Annotated in this window: 18 protein-coding genes; 5 read left to right on the top strand and 13 right to left on the bottom strand. The window is 72.7% G+C overall.

All coding sequences use genetic code 11. From position 1 onward, the window contains the following. Positions 1 to 51 precede the first annotated feature (51 nt). The gene (locus C4J65_RS04705; RefSeq protein ID WP_115741237.1) at positions 52 to 492 is read right to left on the bottom strand and encodes a GNAT family N-acetyltransferase; all 441 of its coding nucleotides are present in this window, start codon (positions 490 to 492) and stop codon (positions 52 to 54) included. Positions 493 to 546: 54 nt separating this feature from the next. Continuing rightward, positions 547 to 1,986, bottom strand: a complete 1,440-nt coding sequence (locus C4J65_RS04710) for a PLP-dependent aminotransferase family protein (protein WP_162833023.1) — start codon at positions 1,984 to 1,986, stop codon at positions 547 to 549. Between C4J65_RS04710 and C4J65_RS04715 the strand changes: the two genes are divergently transcribed. Beyond that, on the top strand, positions 1,985 to 2,911 hold the full coding sequence (locus C4J65_RS04715; RefSeq protein WP_115741238.1) for a DMT family transporter: 927 nt from the start codon (positions 1,985 to 1,987) through the stop codon (positions 2,909 to 2,911). The genes C4J65_RS04710 and C4J65_RS04715 overlap by 2 nt on opposite strands. 41 nt (positions 2,912 to 2,952) lie before the next feature. Next, positions 2,953 to 3,147: a DUF1918 domain-containing protein gene (locus tag C4J65_RS04720; RefSeq protein WP_115741239.1), complete on the top strand. Its 195-nt coding sequence runs from the start codon at positions 2,953 to 2,955 to the stop codon at positions 3,145 to 3,147. A gap of 30 nt (positions 3,148 to 3,177) precedes the next feature. Here the strand turns inward: C4J65_RS04720 and C4J65_RS04725 are convergent, their stop codons facing one another. Further along, positions 3,178 to 4,422: a family 10 glycosylhydrolase gene (locus C4J65_RS04725; protein WP_115741240.1), complete on the bottom strand. Its 1,245-nt coding sequence runs from the start codon at positions 4,420 to 4,422 to the stop codon at positions 3,178 to 3,180. A gap of 137 nt (positions 4,423 to 4,559) precedes the next feature. Here C4J65_RS04725 and C4J65_RS04730 point away from each other — a divergent pair, with 137 nt between their 5' ends. Then, positions 4,560 to 5,471, top strand: a complete 912-nt coding sequence (locus C4J65_RS04730) for a 3-hydroxybutyryl-CoA dehydrogenase (protein ID WP_115741241.1) — start codon at positions 4,560 to 4,562, stop codon at positions 5,469 to 5,471. Between the two features lie 138 nt (positions 5,472 to 5,609). On the opposite strand, the gene C4J65_RS35985 is transcribed toward C4J65_RS04730, so the two are convergent. The 4 genes from C4J65_RS35985 to C4J65_RS04750 all read right to left on the bottom strand — a co-directional run bounded on the left by C4J65_RS35985 (position 5,610) and on the right by C4J65_RS04750 (position 7,454). Then, positions 5,610 to 5,753 carry a hypothetical protein gene (locus C4J65_RS35985; RefSeq protein ID WP_162833025.1) on the bottom strand — a complete coding sequence of 48 codons (144 nt, stop codon included), beginning with the start codon at positions 5,751 to 5,753 and terminating at the stop codon, positions 5,610 to 5,612. Positions 5,754 to 5,789: 36 nt separating this feature from the next. Next, positions 5,790 to 6,014 carry a hypothetical protein gene (locus C4J65_RS04735; protein ID WP_162833026.1) on the bottom strand — a complete coding sequence of 75 codons (225 nt, stop codon included), beginning with the start codon at positions 6,012 to 6,014 and terminating at the stop codon, positions 5,790 to 5,792. A gap of 299 nt (positions 6,015 to 6,313) precedes the next feature. Beyond that, on the bottom strand, positions 6,314 to 6,793 hold the full coding sequence (locus C4J65_RS04745; protein ID WP_240330619.1) for a PaaI family thioesterase: 480 nt from the start codon (positions 6,791 to 6,793) through the stop codon (positions 6,314 to 6,316). 169 nt (positions 6,794 to 6,962) lie between these two features. Further along, entirely contained in the window at positions 6,963 to 7,454 is a 492-nt protein-coding gene (locus C4J65_RS04750; RefSeq protein ID WP_115741243.1) for a helix-turn-helix domain-containing protein, read from the bottom strand. Positions 7,455 to 7,602: 148 nt separating this feature from the next. Here C4J65_RS04750 and C4J65_RS04755 point away from each other — a divergent pair, with 148 nt between their 5' ends. Together C4J65_RS04755 and C4J65_RS04760 are read left to right on the top strand one after the other, a co-directional pair. Continuing rightward, positions 7,603 to 8,301 carry an SDR family oxidoreductase gene (locus C4J65_RS04755; RefSeq protein ID WP_115746299.1) on the top strand — a complete coding sequence of 233 codons (699 nt, stop codon included), beginning with the start codon at positions 7,603 to 7,605 and terminating at the stop codon, positions 8,299 to 8,301. A gap of 209 nt (positions 8,302 to 8,510) precedes the next feature. Continuing rightward, positions 8,511 to 9,890 (top strand): FAD-dependent oxidoreductase, encoded by a 1,380-nt coding sequence (locus tag C4J65_RS04760; RefSeq protein WP_115741244.1) that lies wholly within the window; start codon positions 8,511 to 8,513, stop codon positions 9,888 to 9,890. Between the two features lie 85 nt (positions 9,891 to 9,975). Here the strand turns inward: C4J65_RS04760 and C4J65_RS04765 are convergent, their stop codons facing one another. The 6 genes from C4J65_RS04765 to C4J65_RS04790 form a co-directional block, all read right to left on the bottom strand. Further along, positions 9,976 to 10,539: an NUDIX hydrolase gene (locus C4J65_RS04765; RefSeq protein ID WP_115741245.1), complete on the bottom strand. Its 564-nt coding sequence runs from the start codon at positions 10,537 to 10,539 to the stop codon at positions 9,976 to 9,978. A 118-nt stretch (positions 10,540 to 10,657) separates the two neighbouring features. Then, positions 10,658 to 11,998 carry a transcriptional regulator gene (locus C4J65_RS04770; protein ID WP_115741246.1) on the bottom strand — a complete coding sequence of 447 codons (1,341 nt, stop codon included), beginning with the start codon at positions 11,996 to 11,998 and terminating at the stop codon, positions 10,658 to 10,660. 495 nt (positions 11,999 to 12,493) lie between these two features. Next, complete coding sequence (gene pheT / locus C4J65_RS04775) at positions 12,494 to 15,016, bottom strand: phenylalanine--tRNA ligase subunit beta (protein WP_115741247.1); 2,523 nt, start codon at positions 15,014 to 15,016, stop codon at positions 12,494 to 12,496. After that, positions 15,016 to 16,137: a phenylalanine--tRNA ligase subunit alpha gene (gene pheS / locus C4J65_RS04780; RefSeq protein ID WP_115741248.1), complete on the bottom strand. Its 1,122-nt coding sequence runs from the start codon at positions 16,135 to 16,137 to the stop codon at positions 15,016 to 15,018. Before pheS ends, pheT begins: the two co-directional genes overlap by 1 nt. Before the next feature lie 181 nt (positions 16,138 to 16,318). Further along, the gene (locus C4J65_RS04785; protein WP_115741249.1) at positions 16,319 to 17,458 is read right to left on the bottom strand and encodes an ATP-binding protein; all 1,140 of its coding nucleotides are present in this window, start codon (positions 17,456 to 17,458) and stop codon (positions 16,319 to 16,321) included. 50 nt (positions 17,459 to 17,508) lie between these two features. Then, positions 17,509 to 18,357: an RNA methyltransferase gene (locus tag C4J65_RS04790; protein WP_115741250.1), complete on the bottom strand. Its 849-nt coding sequence runs from the start codon at positions 18,355 to 18,357 to the stop codon at positions 17,509 to 17,511. Between the last annotated feature and the right edge of the window lie 23 nt (positions 18,358 to 18,380).

Here is an 18,380-nt window from a genome sequence, read left to right on the forward strand (position 1 = left end):
GAGTCCAGGTCAAGGGGTGTTACCTGTGGGTCACCCAGGGTGTGCCACGGTTCACCGACCGAAGGCGAACGCCATCCACTGGTCCGGCCGGTCCAGCGCCGTGAACCCGAGCTTCTCGTAGACCCCGTGCGCGTCGTGCGTCGCCAGCAGGATGCGGCGCAGTCCGTGCGGCGCCAGGTGCTCGCGCACGGCCGCGACGAGCGCCGTGCCGACACCCTTGGCCCGCACCGACGGATCGACGTACACGTCGCAGAGCCAGGCGAAGGTGGCCAGGTCGGTGACCACCCGGGCGTAGGCGACCTGCTCGCCGGAGACCGCGTCGTACACGCCGAAGTTGAGCGAGCCCTCGATCGCCCGGTCCTGCTTCTCGCGGGACCGCCCCAGGGCCCAGTACGCGTCGGTGGACAGCCAGTGGTGCACCCGGCCGGCGTCGATACGGTGCGGGTCGGTGGAAAGCTGGTAGCCCTCGGGGAGCCTCGGCGTGTCGGTCATGCCGGGATGCTCGCAGGGCAAGTGAGAGCGCGTCGACCGGATATCCCGCCCGCGTCAGCCGCCCCACACCTCCTGGCAGGCGGTGCGCAGGCGCCGCACTCCTTCCGCGATCTCCCCGACGTTCGCGACCGCCGCGAAGCTCAGCCGGAAGTGGGCGGCCGGGGGTTCGGCGCTGAAGTACGGACGGCCCGGGGTGATCGCGACGCCCGCGCGCAGGGCGGCCGAGGTGAGGACGGTCTCGTCCGTGCCCTCGGGCAGCCGGGGCCACAGGTGGTAGCCGCCGGAGGGGACGTGGGCCAGGGAGATCTCAGGGAGTCTCAGCCGCAGTGCGGAGGTCATCGCGTCCCGGCGGGCCTTCAACTCGGCCGAGACGGCACGCAGGTGGCGCGGCCAGGCGGGTGAGCCGACGAGTTCCAGCGCCGCCTCCTGGAGCGGCCGGGGCACGAAGAAGGTGTCGACGATCTGAATGGCGCGCAGGCGTTCGAGGACCGGCCCGTGCGCGGCCAGGGCGCTCACCCGGAAGCTGGGCGAGGTCGCCTTGGTGAGCGAGCAGACGTGGACCACGACGCCGTCCGGGTCGTCGGCGGCCAGCGGCGCGGGCAGCGGGCCCGCGTCCTCGTGCACGAGCCGGCGCACGAAGTCGTCCTCCACGACGAAGGCACCGGCCGCCCGCGCGATGCGCAGCACCTCGCCGCGCCGCTCGGGGGCGAGCACGGCGCCGGTCGGGTTCTGGAACAGGGGCTGGCAGACGAAGACCCGGGCGCCGGTCGCGCGGAAGGCGTCGGCGAGCAGGGCGGGCCGTACGCCGTCGGCGTCGACGGGGACGGGCACCGGACGCAGTCCGGCCGCCCGTGCGATGGCCAGCATGCCGGGGTAGGTGGGGGACTCGACGAGCACGGGAGCACCGGGCGGGGCGAGCGCGCGCAGGGCGGTGGCCAGCGCGGACTGGCCGCCCGCGGTGATCAGCACCTCGGCCGCCGTGATGGCGCCGCCGATGCCGCGCGCGAACCACTCCCGCAGCTCCGGCAGCCCCTCCATGGGCGGCCGGCCCCAGGCGCCGGGCCGCCGTCCGGCCCGGGCCAGGGCCGCCGCCATCGCCCGCTCCGGCTGCAACGAGGGGTGCAGGTACCCCCCGTTGAACTCCACGACGCCGGACGGCGGGGCGGCCAGCGAGACCAGCACCCCGGAGGCGTCCACCGAGCGCGGTACGAGGTCGGCGGCGCCGTCGGCGCTCAGCGCCACCTCCTGCCAGGAGGTGTCCCCGGCGGGTGCGGCCGAGGGGCGTGGCCGGGCCCGGAAGGCGCCGGCGCCGGGCCGGGTGACGACCAGCCCCTCGGCGGCCAGCTGGGCCAGGGCGCGGGAGACCGTCACCGGGCTCACCCGGAACCGGTCGACGAGGGCACGGCTGGACGGGAGCTTTCCACCGGGTGAGTAGCGGTCCAATTCTCGCCGCAACACGACCACCAGGTCAGCGACGCTGCTACGCTCTTGCATGAGAGCACAGAGTAGCGCTACCGCACCGTCCCGGATAGCAGTCGGCGCCACCGACGCGGACACCGGCGGCGCGTCCTTCGGCACCGTCCAGGCCGCCCTCGGTGTCGTCGCCTTCTCCCTCACCTTCCCCGCCACCGTCTGGGGCCTGGAGGGCTTCGGACCCTGGTCCCTGATCGCCGTGCGCAGCATCCTGGCCGCCGTGGTCGCCGGGGTGTGCCTGCTGGTCCTGCGCGTGGCACCGCCCGAGCGGCGGCACTGGTCCGGCCTCGCGGTGGTCGGCGCCGGCGTGGTGCTGGGCTTCCCGCTGCTGACCACGCTCGCCCTGCAGACCTCGACCACCGCGCACGCCGCCGTCGTGGTGGGCCTGCTGCCGCTGACCACCGCGCTGCTGTCCGCCCTGCGCGTCGGCACCCGCCCCTCGCGCACCTTCTGGATCGCGGCCCTGGCGGGCGCGGCGGCCGTGATCGCCTTCACGGTGCAGCAGAGCGGCGGCGCGCTGACCTCGGCCGACGCCTATCTCTTCGGGGCCCTGCTGGTGTGCGCCGCCGGCTACACGGAGGGCGGCCGGCTGGCCCGGGTGATGCCGGGGTGGCAGGTCATCGGCTGGGCGCTGGTGCTGTGCCTGCCGCTGACGGTGCCGATGGCGGCGGTGGCCCTGTCCTTCGAGCCGGTGCACCTGACTGCGCACGCCGTGACCGGGCTGCTGTGGGTGGCGATCGGTTCGCAGTTCCTCGGCCTGGTCGTCTGGTACCGGGGCATGGCGGCGATCGGCATCCCGAAGGCCAGCCAGTTGCAGCTGGCCCAGCCGCTGCTCACACTGGTGTGGTCGGTACTTCTCCTGGGCGAGCACCTGCCGGTGGCCGCTCCGCTGACGGCCGCGGCCGTACTGGTGTGCATCGCGGTCACCCAGCGGGCCAGGGGTTAGCGCCTGTCCTCAGGCCGCACACAGGTGAGGAGGCCTCACGGATGCACGCAACCAAGGGCGACCAGCTGGTCCAGCACGGCCGGGTGGTCGGTGAGCACGACAAGGTCGCGGAGATCGTCGAAGTCATGGGCGACAAGGGCACTCCCCCGTACCGGGTCAGGTTCGAGGACGGGCACGAGGCCGTGTGCTCGCCCGGCCCCGACTCGCAGATCCGGCACCGGGAGACCCGGTTGTAGCCCAGGGGCCGCACCCCGCGCGGGAGCGGTTCAGCGCGGGACGGCGGCCGGCTGCGTGTAGTGGTCGGCGGCCACCCGCGCCATCGCGCCGCCGCGGTCGTCGGCGACGTCCTTGGCCGAGAAGTAGACGTGCCCGCGGACCTCCGGGTACCGCGCGGCCAGCGTCAGGTGGCGGGAGAGTTCGGCCGGGTCCTGCCAGGCGGCGGGCTGCGCCGGGTCCCCGGACTTGTACAGCGCCTCGCCGATGTAGAGCTGGGTGCGGCTGCCCCGTGCGGCCTCGGCCCACCAGGGCAGCAGCTTCGCGTAGTCGGCGCCGTCCAGGCCGATGTTCCAGTACAGCTGCGGCACGACGTAGTCGATCCAGCCCTCGCGCACCCACTTGCGGGTGTCCGCGTACAGGTCGTCGTACGTCTGCACGCCCGCCCGGGTGTCCGAGCCGCGCTCGTCGGTGGCGGCGTTGCGCCACACGCCGAAGGGGCTGACGCCGAAGCGGGCGGCCGGCCGGACCTCCTCGACGCGCCGCGCGGTCTCGCGCACCAGCCGGTCGATGTTGTCCCGCCGCCAGTCGGCCTTCGTGGCGAAGCCGGTGCCGAACGTGCCGAAGGTCCGGCCGTCGTCGAAGCTCTGGCCCGCCACCGGATACGGGTAGAAGTAGTCGTCGAAGTGGACCCCGTCCACCGCGTACTTCGCCACCGCGTCCATGATCGCGTCCTGGACGAAGGCCCGGACCTCGGGCAGCCCGGGGTTGTAGTAGAGCTGCCCGCCGTACGGCACCACCCACCCGGGGTTCTTCCGCGCGGGGTGCGAGGAGACGAGGCGGGCCGGGTCGTCGTGGGTGGCGACGCGGTACGGGTTGAACCAGGCGTGCAGGTGCAGGCCGCGGGCGTGGGCCTCCTTGACGGCCGTGCCCAGCGGGTCCCAGCCCGGGTCGCGCCCCTGGCTGCCGGACAGGTACTGCGACCACGGCTCGTGTGCCGAGGACCACAGCGCGTCGGCCGTCGGCCGCACCTGGAGGAACACCGTGTTGAGGCGGTGCCGGACCGCGTTGTCGAGGTGCTCGATCAGCTCCGCGCGCTGCTCGGCGGCGCGCAGCCCGGCGCGGGTGGGCCAGTCGCGGTTGGCCACGGTGGCCAGCCACATCCCCCGCATCCCGGCGGCGGCGCTGCGTGCGGACGCCGGCTTCGCCGGACCCGGGGTCGCTGCCGACGCCTCGGGCACGAGCGTGAACGCCGACAACGCCGCCACCGTGAAGGCACGGCGCGAGACACCGCCCATGGGAAGACCTCCTGAACGCTGTGGATCCGTACGGTCACGGATCGTGTACGGGGCCTCAGCATGCCCGACCCGGGAGACGGAACCGTGACCATTCGGGGGTAACGTGCTCGATCGGAGCAGGCGACGGGGACCCCGGCATGCCTGCGGCCAGCCGTGGAGTCAGCGAAAGGGACGATGTGACCGGCATCTCGGGAGATATCACACGCGTCGGCGTGGTCGGCTGCGGTCAGATGGGGGCGGGCATCGCCGAGGTGTGCGCCCGCTCGGGTCTGGAGGTGATGGTCGCCGAGACCACCGGCGAGGCTCTGGAGATCGGCCGTACCCGGCTGTACAACTCGCTGGCCAAGGCGGCCGAGCGCGGCAAGATGACCGAGGAGGAGCGGGACGCGACGCAGGCGCGGCTCAGCTTCACCACGGACCTCGGCGAGTTCGCCGACCGTGATCTGGTGATCGAGGCCGTCGTCGAGAACGAGCAGGTCAAGACCGAGATCTTCCAGGTGCTCGATCAGGTCGTGACCCGGCCGGACGCGATCCTGGCCTCCAACACCTCCTCGATCCCGCTGGTGAAGCTGGCGGTCGCCACCTCGCGGCCGGACCACGTCATCGGCATCCACTTCTTCAACCCGGCCCCGGTGCAGCAGCTCGTCGAGCTGATCCCGGCGCTCACCACCTCCGAGGGCACGCTCAGCAGGGCCCAGCTGTTCACCGAGAAGGTGCTCGGCAAGCACGGGATCCGTGCCCAGGACCGCTCCGGCTTCGTGGTCAACGCGCTGCTGATCCCCTACCTGCTCTCCGCGATCCGGATGTTCGAGTCGGGCATCGCCAGCCGCGAGGACATCGACAACGGCATGGAGATGGGCTGCGCCCACCCGATGGGCCCGCTGAAGCTGACCGACCTGATCGGCCTGGACACGGTCGCCTCGGTGGCGTACTCGATGTACGAGGAGTACAAGGAACCGCTGTACGCCGCTCCCCCGCTGCTCCAGCGCATGGTCGACGCGGGCCGCCTCGGCCGCAAGAGCGGCTCGGGCTTCTACGCCTACGGCTGACTCGCACCATCAGTTCGACCGGGGCACGCCGGAGCCCCGCCCCCGTGCAGGACGAAGGGCCGTCGCCGGTGATCCCGGCGACGGCCTTCAAGATCGTTACGAGCCTCAGGGGGTTCGGTGGGAGATCACGTCACTCCCTCACGCGGCAGGAGCGATGCGTATCCCTCCGGAGGCCGGGCCCGCCGCGTTCAGCATCGCCCCCGCCGTCCACGGCCCGCGCGCGTGGCGGGCGCCCTGCACGTACACCTCCACCGACTCCTCGCGCCGGTCCGGCAGCGTCAACGGCGTTGCCTCCGTGAACGCGAGCGGATCAACCGCCTACGGCTCCGGAGCCGCCGCCCGCGGTGCGGAACCGGTGCCGGCCTTTGGCCAGTTGTCGACGGCGGCGCGCCCGCGCATCCCGCGGTCCGGCATGAAGCGCGTGTAGATCTTCAGCGTGATGTCGGGCGAGGCGTGCCCCGTCCAGTGCGACACGGAGATGACGTCCTCGCCCGCACCGAGCTGCCCGCTCACGCAGGTGTGCCGCCGGCGGTGGTGCACCATCTCCCGCGACGGCTCCCCGACCCGGCTGTTCCGGACCGAACTGCACACCACCCCCGCGCGCCGGGTCGAGCGTGGGCGTCTCGACCGTGCCCAGCGACTCCTCCTCGACGGGCACGGCATCACCTCCGCCGTCGGCACAGCAGCCTCGGCAGCTACGAGACCCCGCGCCGCGCCTTCGCCCGCCATCCGGCCACCACGCCCACCGGGTACCGCAGGCGCTTCACCACCACGCACGGTCAGGTTCCGCAGCCAGGACGGCCCGGCACCGCCGCCGCGTGAGTCCGGCCGGGCGAGGGCGGTCAGCGAGCCGGGATCGGGAAGAGCATGCAGCTGCTGGTGGCATGGGCCAGGAGCCGGTCGTCCGAGTCGCGGAGCTCCGCCTGGGCCAGGGCGGTGCGACGGCCGCTGTTGAGGACGGTGCCGATGGCACGCACCTTCCCGGTGTCGACGGTGATCGGACGCAGGAACTTCACGGTCAGGTCGATGGAGGTGTATCCCACGCCCTGCGGCAGCACGGACTGGACCGCGCAGCCGGCCGCCGAGTCGAGGAGCGTGGCGTAGACGCCGCCGTGGACGCTGCCGATCGGGTTGTAGTGCTCCTCGCCCGGCACCAGGACGAAGACCGCCCGGCCGTACTCGGCCTCCTCCAGGGTGAGGCCCAGGGTGGCGGCGACCGGCGGGGCGGGCAGGCGTCCGGCCAGCATCTCGCGGAGGAAGCCGAGACCGCTGTGGCGGGGGACGGCTTCGGCGCAGAGTGCGGGGTCCTCCCAGCCGAACACGCGCGACCTGTGGGGCACCGCGCCGGCCCGGACGGCCGCGTCGGCGCTCGGGGACTTCTTCGGTGTGTCGGACACGCGTCGGCTCCTCGGAGATGTGTCGTGGGCGCGGGCCCGCGGGACGGTGAGGCGGTGTGGCGGCGGGGGTGGCGGAGGTGGTCACGCCGCGAGGTCAGGGGCTGTCCGGGCCGACACGGATGAGGCCCGGGCCCGCCTCGACGAAGGTCTCCTCGATCGGCACGTCGTGACCGTCGGCGCAGCAAGGCACCGCCCGCACCGGAGCGCCGCAGTTCTTGTGCCGCACGACCACGGGGGGCCCTTGCTCGTCGGCGGCCCAGGCGTCGCCCCACTGCCGCAGCGCCACGATGACGGGCAGGAAGTCCCGACCCTTCTCCGTCAGTTGGTAGGCGAACCGGGTCCGACTGCCGGGCTCCTGGTAGGGGACGCGCTCCAGGATGCCGACGGCCGTCAGGTCCTTCAGGCGCGCCGCGAGGGCGGGTTCGCCGACGCCCACCCGCCTGGCGAAGTCGTCGAACCGACGGGTGCCGAAGAACGCCTCGCGCATGACCAGCACGGCCGTCCTGTTGCCGACGATCTCCAGCGTCCTGGCGACGGAGCAGTTGGCCACGGACCAGGCGTCCCGGTCCTCCAGCAGATCCTTCATCTCTCCACCTTCCACCTGGCTTGCGTTGGGCATAGTCAGCCTATACCGTCAGAGCTAACTTCTGTAGACGTAAGTCAGCCAAGACATGCACGCGCGTCGCCTCTCGACGGCCGCGCACCGCACGTCGCACACCAAATGGGGAGTCATGATGGACATCAGCACCGCAACCGTCCTGGTCACCGGGGCCAACCGCGGACTCGGCAGGGCACTGACCCAGGAACTGGTCGCGCGAGGCGCCACGGTGTACGGGGCGGCCCGGCGGCCGGACCGGATCGACCTGCCCGGCGTGAAGGCGATACGGCTCGACGTCACCGACCCCGCCTCGGTCGCCGCGGCCGCCGAGGAGGCCCGCGACGTCACCGTACTGATCAACAACGCGGGCAGCTCCACGGGCGCCGACCTGCTGACCGGTGACTTGGACGCCGTCCGTCTGGAGATGGAGACCCACTACCTGGGCACCCTCAGGACGATCCGGGCCTTCGCCCCCGTGATCGAGTCCCGGGGCGGAGGCGCGATCCTCAACATCCTCTCCGTGCTGTCGTGGATCAGCTTTCCCAGTGTCGGCGCCTACGCGGCCGCCAAGTCCGCACAGTGGAGTCTGACCAACACGCTGCGCCAGCAGCTCGCGCCCCGGGACATCACCGTGTCCGGGCTCCACGTCGGCTACATGGACACCGACATGGCCGGCCACGTCGAGGGGCCCAAGAACGCCCCGGCGGACGTCGCCCGTGCGGCCGTCGACGGCATCGCCTCCGGGGCCGCCGAGATCCTCGTCGACGACCTCAGCCGAAAGGTCCGGGCCGACCTCGCCGGCGGCGTCGCCGCCCTGTACCCGCAGCACGGCTGAGACAGCATCGTCGCCCCGCCCGCAGGCTCCGCGCGAGGTCGCGGATCCGACGCCTCCATGTCGGACGTGGTCGCGCACGCGAGTGGGCTGCGCCTCCCCGACGGCGCTGTCGGTCGACATCACGGCGCATGCCGCATACGAGTGGGACGACGCCCATGCGGTCGTCGAGCACAGCAGGGAACAGCAAGGAAGAACCGGGAAGGGTGTCCATGCGTGTCATGCAGGTGGAGCTGGCGGTCGTCGGTTTCGGCAAGGGAGGCAAGACGCTGGTCGGGGCGCTGGCGAAGGCGGGCAGGCGTGTGGCCCTGATCGAGCAGTCCGATGAGATGTACGGCGGGACGTGCATCAACATCGCCTGCGTGCCGACCAAGGCGCTGGTGTACCAGTCGGAACATCCGGACGAACGGGTGGACCGGGCGGCCTGGTTCGAGGAGGCCGCCCGGAAGAAGACGGCTCTGGTCGAGGCGATGCGGGCCAAGAACTTCGAGCTCTTCGACTCGCCGGAGACCTCGACCGTGATCACCGGCCGGGCGCGCTTCACCGGCCCGCACACGCTCATGGTCACCGCGGGCGGCGACGAGCTGGAGATCCGCGCCGAGACGATCGTGATCAACACCGGCTCCACCCCGGTCGTGCCGCCGATGCCTGGCCTGGCCGGGAATCCACGGGTCGTCACCAGCACGGGGATGCTGGCGGCGACCGAGCGGCCGAAGGAGTTGGTGGTGCTCGGCGGCGGTTACGTCGGCGTGGAGTTCGCCTCGATGCAGGCCGCGTTCGGCACCCGGGTGACGCTGATCCAGCGGGGCGGGCAACTGCTGCCCGCCGAGGACCCCGACATCGCCGCCGCGATGGAGGCGCTGCTGACCGACGCGGGCGTCCGGGTGCTCACCGGCGCCACCGTCGAGCGGGTCGACGACGCGGACGCGGGCCGTGCGTCCGTCACCTACCGCACCCGATCGGGTGAGACCGCGACTGCACACGGCGACGTCGTGCTGGCTGCTCTCGGTCGGCGCCCGGTGACCAAGGGGCTCGGCCTGGCCGAGGCCGGTATCAGGGTCGGCTCCCGGGGCGAGGTGATCGTCGACCGTCACCTGCGCACGAGTCTGCCGCACGTCTTCGCGATCGGCGACGTCAACGGCGGTCCGCAGTTCACCTACATCTCGCTCGACGACTACCGGATCGTGCTCGACCAGCTCACCGGATCCGGCACCCGCTCCGTGGACGACCGCCGCCACGTGCCGCACGTCGTCTTCACCACCCCGCCGCTGGCGCGGGTCGGCATGACCGAGGCCGAGGCACGGGCCACCGGCCGGCCCCTCAGGACCGCGGTGCGCGAGGTGGCGGACATGGCGACGGTGCCGCGGGCGAAGATCGTGGGCGACCCGCGCGGCGTGATGAAGGCGATCGTCGACGCCGGGACGGACGAGGTGCTCGGCGTGACCGTGCTCGCCCACGACGCGCACGAGACGGTCAACACCCTTGCGGTCGCCCTCCGGCTGGGAGCCACCGCGAGCCTGCTGCGCGACGGAATTTACACCCACCCGTCGATGACCGAGGCGTTCAACGACCTCTTCGCCCACCTCGCCTGAGCCGCCGGTCCGGACCTGAGCGACCGGTCCGGGCCGGGCACCCCGGCACGCACCGGCCGCGTGCGACGGGCCGGCTGACGTGATGTCAGCTGCTGTGTGCGGGCGGGGCCGGCTGGTCGCGCCCGAGCCTGAGGTGGTGCAGCAGGAGCAGTGCGGCGGCCATGTTCGCGGCCGGGACCTCCCCGCGGGTGACGAGGTCGGGGACGAGTTTGAGGGGGACCCATTCCCGGCGCTCGGACTCGAAGTCGTCCACGGGGTGTCCGACGTACGTGCCCCGGTCGGCCCAGTAGACGTGGTGGCGGGCGTCGGTGAGTCCGTTGGAGGGTTCCACGCTCATCAGGTGGTGCAGCGGTCCGGGTCGCCAGCCGGTCTCCTCCTCCAGTTCCCTGGCCGCCGCCACCGCTACGTCCTCGCCGTCCTCGACGACTCCGGCCGCCAGTTCCCAGCCCCAGCTGTCGGTGATGAACCGGTGCCGCCACAGCAGGAGGACCTCGCCCGCCTCGTTCACGACCGTGGCCGCGGCCACGGGGCGCATCCGTATCAGGAAGTGGTCGAGATGTCGGCCGTCCGGCAGGACGACATCGGCGAGATTGACGCTGAACCATCGGTTTGAGTACACATTTTGTTCGCTCTGTTTCGTCCACTGCACTGTTCTGCCACCTTTCTTTGAGTAGGTGGCAATATCGCAGCAGCAGCGTTCCGGCAGCAGGCGTACGAGGGCCGCTCACGGTGCAGGGGTGGGCGCAGGGGCGGGGCGGACGGGACGCCTACAGCGGTACGCGCAGTGCCCCGTCGATGAGTGCGGCGGCCTCGGCCGTGCCCGCGCAACCGCTGCTCACCAGGTGCTCGCGCACCGCGCGCAGTCGGTCGCGCAGCCGATGGGACTCCATTCCCCGGGCCTGCTCGGCCATCCGCACGGCCGTCGCCACCGCCTTGTCGGCGTGGCCCTGACGCAGTTCGATCGTGCTGAGCATGGCGAGCCGGTGCACGCGGCCCCGGTCGTGCGCGGGGGTGTCGACGGCCGCCGCCGCGTGCTCCCCGGCCGCCGCGAGTTCACCGAGGCTCAGCAGCGCCTCCGCCACCTGGACGTTGACCAGTCCGGGCTGGACGTAGCCGGTCTCGTCGGGCTCGTACCCCCGCCGGATGCGCTCGGCGGCCTGCTCGGCCCGGCGGATGCAGGCCAGCGCGCCGCTGCCGTCGCCCAGGTGCGCGTACGCCTTCGCCTGCATCGCGTACAGGTCGGAGGCGAGCGCCGGGGTGATCTGCCGGCCGGCGGCGCGCAGCGCGGCCTCGGCGAAGGCGACGGCCTGCCGGTACTCCCGCGTGAACAGCGCCTGGTTGACCAGCAGCGCGATCACGTAGGCGCCGAGCCCCCGGTCGCCGCTGGCCTTGGCGAGCCGGAGCGCCTGGTGGAAGTAGCGCTGGGCGAGGCCGTGCGCGTCGGAGTCGTACGCGCAGATCCCGGCGACGGCCACCAGGCCCCCGGTGGCCCGGTGCAGCTGCCGCCCGGTGGCGTCGGTGTAGCTGCCGCGCAGCAGCGGCGCGGCCTCGGAGTTGAGGAAACCGACGATACGGGCACGGGTCGCGATGCCGCCGGCCTTGCGGTACATCTGCTCGTAGTGCGTACGGGCGCAGCGCACCGTCTCCAGGTCGGCCGCGGTGACCCGGTGCCGTCCGCCGCGGGAGACGTCCGTGTCCTCGGGCGGGTTCTCCCACTCCCACACGGGCAGCACGGCGGGCGTGCCGGTGAGCGCGGGGGCGCCGAGGATGTGCGGGCGCTGCTGCTGGTCGGACCGCCACAGGGCGGTCGCACGCGCCACGAACCCGGACAGTGATCCGGTGTGCGGGGCGGCGGGTTCGCCGGGCACGCCGAGGCCGATGTCGTCGAGGGTGACGGGCCGGTGCAGCCGGGAGGCGAGGACCTCGCAGATCAGGTCGGGCACCTGGCCGCGCGGCCGCTGTCCCTTCAACCACCGTGCGACGGCGGTGTGTTCGTACCTCAGTGCGAGCCCGCGTGCCCGCCCCGCCTGGTTGACGTGCGCGGCCAGTCCCGCGTGCGAGATCCCGGCCTCGTCGAGGATCGCGTCGAGCAGGGTGTTGGGCTGCATGGGTGCCCCCGGTGAATCGGTGCCGACAGCGTAGTGCGTCGGTCTTCACACGGGGTGTGAACGGAGTACGCGCATCCGCAGCGTGTGCGCGCTGTCGCGGAGAGTGCCGGGCCGGTTGACTGAAGGGCCTCGAAAGAGGCCGGCCGGGCCGCCGGCTCCCCCTCGTACAGTGCGGCGGCCCGTTTCCACGCCGTCCGCCCGGCTGCCTGCCCGACACTCCGTGGCGGGGCGGACGGCTTCGCCGGCTCCAACAGTTTCGGCTTGTCGCCGTTCAGCAGTGCGGGTGCGTTGTCGAGTGCGGGTGCGTTGTGGCTGGTCGCGCAGTTCCCCGCGCCCCTTATCGGTATGACCGCAACGCCCCTCAGAAGGGCCGCGCTCCTTGAGGGACGTCCGCGCAACGTGCCTGCTTCTGGGGGCGCGGGGAACTGCACGGGCGACCACGACGTATCCGCAGCCGCCGAACCGGCAGAAACCCCACGCCCCTTGGGCGAACCGTCAGCTGCGGAGCACCGCTCCGACCCGCTCGCCCGCGAGGGCGACCGCGGCATCGCGGGCGGCCGACGCCTCGTCGACCGTCAGCGTCCGGTCCCCCGCGCGGAAGCGCAACGCGTACGCGAGGGACTTGCGCCCCTCACCGAGCTGCTCCGCGTTGTCGTAGACGTCGAACAGCCGGATGGACTCCAGCAGTTCGCCCGCGCCCTCGCGCAGCGCGGTCTCGACCTCGCTGGCCGGGACGAACGCGTCGACCACCAGGGCGACATCCTGCGTCGCGACCGGGAAGGTGGAGATGCCCGGCGCCTGCGGGGTGTCGTCGCCGACCCGCTCCACCGCGTCGAGGTCCAGCTCCATCGCGCAGGTGCGCGCGGGCAGGCCCAGCGCCTTCAGGACCCGCGGGTGCAGCTCACCGGCGTGTCCGACGACGCGCTCCTCGCCGTCCACGGTGAGGAGCAGCTCGGCGCAGCGGCCCGGGTGCCAGGGACCGTACTGGCCCTTGCGGACGCCCAGTTCGGCGCCGGCCTCGCGGGCGACGGTGCGGGCGGCCTCGACCGCGTCGGCCCAGTCGGCCGGACGGCCCTTGCCCCACCAGCCGGCCTGCTCGCGGGCGCCGGCCAGGACCACGGCGACGTGCCGGGGCTGGTCGGGCAGCGCGGCGTCCAGCGCGGCGAGGTCGTCCTCGCTGGGGCGCCGGTCGACGGGCAGGTTGCCGGCGACCCGCTGCTCGTCGCGCGGGTGGAAGACCAGGCCGGTCTCGAAGAGGGCGAGGTCGTGCGCGCCCCGGCCGTCGTTGCGGCGCAGCGCGCTCAGCAGGCCCGGCAGCAGCGAGGTCCGCAGCGCGGGCTCCTCGTCGCTGAGCGGGTTGACCAGCCTGACGACGCGGCGGGCCGGGTCGTCGGCGTCGAGACCGAGCTGGTCGAAGACCTGCTCGCCGACGAACGGGTAGTTCAGCGCCTCGACGTAACCGGCACCGGCCAGGGCCCGCCCGACGCGGCGGTGCAGCCGCTGCCGGGAGGTCAGGCCGCGGCCCGCCGGGGGCCGGGGCAGCGTGGAGGGCAGGTTCTCGTAGCCCTCCAGGCGGATGACCTCCTCGGCGAGGTCGTTCGGGTCGGTGAGGTCGGGCCGCCAGGACGGCACGGTGACGATCAGCTCGTCCTGGCCGTAGACGTCGCAGCCCACCTCCTGGAGGCGGCGTACGACGGTCTCGCGGCCGTAGGCGACACCGGCGACCTTGTCCGGGTGGTCGGCCGGGAGGCTGATGGTGTGCGGTGCGGACGGGGCGCTGATCTCGGTCACCCCGGCCTCGGCGGTGCCGCCCGCGAGCAGCACCAGCAGGTCGACGGTGCGCTGCGCGGCTGCGGCGGCGGCCTGCGGGTCGACGCCGCGCTCGAAGCGGCGGGACGCCTCGGAGGACAGCTTGTGCCGGCGGGCGGTGCGCGCGATGGACACCTGGTCGAAGTGGGCGGCCTCGATGACCACGTCACTCGTCGCGTTCCCACCGTTCTCGGCGGCGTCGTGGTCCGCGATCTCGGTGTTGGCGCCGCCCATGACCCCCGCGAGGCCGATCGGGCCGCGGTCGTCGGTGATGACCAGGTCCTCGGCGTGCAGCTTCCGCTCGGTGCCGTCGAGGGTGACGATCTTCTCGCCCTCCGTGGCCCGGCGCACGCCGATGGTGCCCTGGACCAGACCGCGGTCGTAGGCGTGCAGGGGCTGGCCCAGCTCCATCATCACGTAGTTGGTGACGTCGACGGCGAGCGAGATCGGGCGCATGCCGACCTTCTGCAGCCGGCGCTGGAGCCAGATCGGCGAGCGGGCCTCGGCGCCGAGGCCGGTCACGGTGCGGGCGGTGAAGCGGTCGCAGCCGGTGGGGTCGCCGATCTTCACCGGGTAGCCGTAGGCGTTCGGGCCGGGCACGTCGAGCAGGGCCGGGTCGCGCAGCGGCAGGCCGTAGGCGATGGCGGCCTCGCGGGCGACGCCGCGGATGGACAGGCAGTCGCCGCGGTTGGCGGTGACGGCGATGTCCAGCACCTCGTCGACCAGTTCCAGCAGCTCGATGGCGTCCTTGCCGACCTCGGTCTCCGGCGGCAGCACGATGATGCCGTGGGTGCCGTCGTCGCCCATTCCCAGCTCGTCGCTGGAGCAGATCATGCCGTGGGACGTCTTGCCGTAGGTCTTGCGGGCGGAGATCGAGAAGCCGCCGGGCAGGGTGGCGCCGGGCAGGACCACGACGACCTTGTCGCCGACGGCGAAGTTCCGGGCGCCGCAGACGATCTCCTGCGGCTCACCGGTGCCGTTGGCCTGGCCGACGTTCACCGTGCAGAAGCGGATCGGCTTCTTGAAGCCCTCCAGCTCCTCGATGGTCAGCACCTGGCCGACGACGAGGGGGCCCTTGAGGTCGGCGCCCAGGTGCTCGACGGTCTCGACCTCAAGGCCGGCCGAAATCAGCTTGGCCTGCACGTCGCGGCCGGTCTCGGTGGCCGGCAGGTCGACGTACTCCCGCAGCCAGGAAAGCGGGACCCGCATCAGATCTCCATCCCGAACGGCCGGGTGAACCGGACGTCACCCTCGACCATGTCTCGCATGTCCTCGACGTTGTGGCGGAACATCAGCATCCGCTCGATGCCGAACCCGAAGGCGAAGCCGCTGTACTTCTCGGGGTCGATACCGCAGGCGGTGAGCACCCGCGGGTTGACCATGCCGCAGCCGCCCAGCTCGATCCAGCCCTCGCTGGAGCAGGTGCGGCAGGGCCGGTCGGGGTTGCCGACGGACGCGCCCTTGCAGACGTAGCAGAGCATGTCCATCTCGGCGGACGGCTCGGTGAAGGGGAAGAAGTTCGGCCGCAGCCGGGTCTTCATCTCCGCGCCGAACAGCGACTGGACCATGTGGTCCAGGGTGCCCTTGAGGTCCGCCATGGTCAGGCCCTCGTCGACGGCGAGCAGCTCGACCTGGTGGAAGACGGGGGTGTGGGTGGCGTCCAGCTCGTCGGTGCGGTACACCCGGCCGGGGCAGATCACGTAGACCGGCAGCTCGCGGGAGAGCGCGGAGCGGATCTGCACGGGCGAGGTGTGGGTGCGCAGCACGACGCCGGACTCGGAGCCGCCCTCCGGGCCCTGGACGAAGAAGGTGTCGGCCTCGCCGCGGGCCGGGTGGTCCGGGCCGATGTTGAGGGCGTCGAAGTTGAACCACTCGGCCTCGGCCTCGGGGCCCTCGGCGACCTCGTAGCCCATGGCGACGAAGATGTCCTCGATGCGCTCGGAGAGCGTGGTGAGCGGGTGGCGGGCGCCGGCCGGTACCCGGTCGTGGGGCAGCGTGACGTCCACGGCCTCCTCGACCAGGACCCGCGCGTCGCGCTCGGCCTCCAGCTCGGTCTGGCGGGCGGCCAGCGCCTTGTTCACGGCGCCGCGGGCCATGCCGACGCGCTTGCCCGCCTCGGCCTTGGCCTGTGGGGGCAGGGCGCCGATCTCGCGGTTGGCCAGCGCCAGCGGGGAGGTGCCGCCGGTGTGGGCGACCTTGGCCTCCTGGAGCGCGTCGAGGGAGTCCGCGGCGGCGAAGGCGGCGAGCGCCTCGTCCCGCATGCGCTCGATCTCTTCCGGTTTCAACGCCTCGACCTCGACAGGGTCGTACGACTTATTCGGTGCCGACATCTCTTCCCGTGCTTCCGGTTGGCTGGCTGGGACGCCCCGTCTACGGTCCTCGGACGCGGCGGAGACGCTTCGTCTGCGCTTCGTCTGCGGATCTGGACGCAAAGGTGCCAAAGACCGAGTCTAACGGGGCTGTGGAACGCGGATTACGCCCGTGGGGGTCGTCGGCCGCCTCTGGTCCTTCTCAGGTGAGGTACGCCGGTGCCGCCACGGGCAACGTAAATCGGAACTCGGCGCCGCCGCCGGGAGCGCGGCCGACCGTGATGGTGCCGCCGTGGGCCTCGACGATGCCCTTGACGATGTACAGCCCGAGGCCGGTGCCACCGCGCTTGCTGCCCCGCCAGAAGCGGGTGAAGACGCGGTTCATGGATTCCTCCGGGATGCCCGCCCCCTCGTCGCTCACCGTGACCGACGTGCCGGTGTCCTCCCCTTCGCGGGGGGACGCCGTGGGCGTGACGTCAATGGTGACGGTTCCCTCGCCGTGCCGCACGGCATTTTCCAGCAGGTTGCTCAGCACCTGGTCGACCTTGTCGGGGTCGGCCCACAGGTCGGGCAGCGGCTGGGCGAGACGGAGCAGGAACCGGTCGGCCTCCTGGCCCGCGGCGACGTACGCCTGGATGTGCCGGCCGACGGCGGCGCCGATGTCGACGGGCTGGCGGCGCACCTCGAGGCGGCCGGAGTCGATCCGGGAGATGTCGAGCAGTTCGGCGATGAGCCGGGTGACGCGGTCGGCGTCGGCGTCGACGGTCTCCAGCATCAGCCGCTTCTGGTCGTCGGTGAACCTCTCCCACTTGGCCAGCAGCGTGGCCGTGAAGCCCTTGACGGAGGTGAGCGGGGAGCGCAGCTCGTGGGCGACGGTGGCGATCAGCTCGGCGTGGCTGCGCTCGGTGCGGCGGCGGGCCTCGGTGTCGCGCAGGGTGACGACGACGCGGTGCACGGGGCCGAGGCGTTCGGCGCGCACGTAGCGGGCGGTGACCAGGACCTCCCGTCCGCCGGGGAGCAGCAGGTTGCGCTCGGGCTGCCGGACCCGGATGGCGAGGCCGCCGTAGGGGTCGGTGAGCTGCCACCAGCGGCGGCCCTCCAGGTCCTCCAGGGGCAGGGCGCTCTCCAGGGGCTGTCCGAGGGCCTCGGCGGCGGGGGTGGCGGTGATGCGGACGGCGGCGGCGTTGAAGCAGATCACCCGGCCGTGCTCGTCGGCGACGACGAGGCCGTCGGGCAGCTGGTCCGGGTCGATGCCGAGGCCGGCGGGATCGCCGGGCGTGCGGGGCGCGGGCGGGCGCGACACCTGGCGTGCTCCCGGTGCGCTGCTCGTGCCGACGCTCATCCCCGTACCCCACCTCTCAACCGCGCAGGGGCCCTGAGCTGGTCACCCTACTAGCTCTCGGTGACGGAGCGGCACCCTCCGGCGGCGCGCTGTGCACGCGCCGACGCGTAGAGACATACGGCGGCGGCGGTCGCGAGGTTCAGACTCTCCGCCTTCCCGTGGATCGGGACGCGCAGGACGGAGTCGGTGAGGGCGCGGGTCTCCTCCGGGAGCCCCCAGGCCTCGTTGCCGAACACCCAGGCCGTGGGGCCGCCCATGGTGCCGGCGTCCAGCTCGGTGTCGAGGTCGTCCTCGCCCGCACCGTCGGCGGCCAGCACCCGTACCCCCGCCTCCCGCAGTCCGGCGACGGCCCGCTCGACGGGGACGCCGACGGCGACCGGCAGGTGGAACAGGGAGCCGACGGAGGCGCGTACCGCCTTGGGGTTGTACAGGTCGACGGAGGCGTCGGTGAGCACGACCGCCTCGGCCCCGGCTGCGTCGGCGCAGCGCAGCACGGTGCCCGCGTTGCCGGGGTCCCGGACGTGCGCGAGGACGGCGACCAGCTTGGGCCGGGCGGCGAGGATCTCGTCGAACGGCGTGTCCAGGAACCGGCAGACCCCGACCAGCCCCTGCGGGGTGACGGTGGTGGAGATGTCCTCGATCACCGAGTCGGCGGCGAGGTGCACCCGGGCACCGGCGTCCCGCGCGGCACCGACGATGTCGGCGTACCGCTCGGCGGCCTCGACGGTGGCGAACAGCTCGACCAGCGTGTCCCCGTACCCCGCGGCCTCCCGCACGGCCTGCGGCCCCTCGGCGAGGAACAGCCGCTCCTTCCCCCGGAAGTTCCGCTTCCCGAGCCGCCGCGCGGCGGCGACACGTGGGGACCGGGGGGAGATCAGCTCGGGGCTGACAGGACGCACTCTTGCTCACCTTCACATCTGAA

The organism is Streptomyces sp. CB09001, from assembly GCF_003369795.1.
In the GTDB taxonomy this organism is placed as follows: Bacteria; Actinomycetota; Actinomycetes; order Streptomycetales; family Streptomycetaceae; genus Streptomyces.